Consider the following 620-nt stretch of genomic DNA (forward strand, 5'->3'; position numbering starts at 1 on the left):
GTTTTCAGGGCGTCCTCGCGACTCGAAAGCCATCTTTAACGCTCGACAGGTCAGAGCTGAATCCGGACTTCTGGACATCGCCCAGCCGACGATGCGGCGGGCATGCAGATCAAGTACAGCAGCCAGATAAACCCAGTAAGTACCGGCCCAAATGTAAGTCACGTCGCCACACCACACTCGATTGGGGGCCTCGACATTGAATTTACGCTCCAAATGATTAGGGGCGTATTGAGCCTCCGCGCCGCTAGGTTTGTAACGATGCCTGCGCCGTTGCTGGCTCTTCAATCCGATCTCACGCATCAGGCTACGAGCCATGTAACGACCCACCGACTCCTTTTCGTTACACAACGCCTTTGCCAGGCTGCGCGCGCCCATTGATCCGCGACTTTGCTCATGTAACTCAGCAGCCTTGATCTTGAGGCGATCGCGCTCGACATCCACTTTTGTCCGCTGTTTCAGACGCTCGTAATAACTGCTGCGGTTGATACCAAATACGCCACACAACTCGGATCTTGGATATTGCTCGCTTAACTCCTCGACCAGCCTTACCGATCGAGGGAATCCGACATCAAGAGAGCTGTAGCCTTTTTTAAAATTTCCTTCTCGCGCTCAATCCGTCG

General features: G+C 53.9%; 1 protein-coding gene. It reads right to left on the reverse strand.

Going from position 1 to position 620, the window contains the following annotated elements; genetic code table 11:
- On the reverse strand, positions 1-543 hold a 543-nt coding region (locus M5G26_RS25100; RefSeq protein ID WP_273916769.1), incomplete at its 3' end, for an IS3 family transposase.
- Between the last annotated feature and the right edge of the window lie 77 nt (positions 544-620).

The organism is Pseudomonas sp. TNT2022 ID642 (assembly GCF_028656995.1).
Classification (GTDB): Bacteria; Pseudomonadota; Gammaproteobacteria; order Pseudomonadales; family Pseudomonadaceae; genus Aquipseudomonas.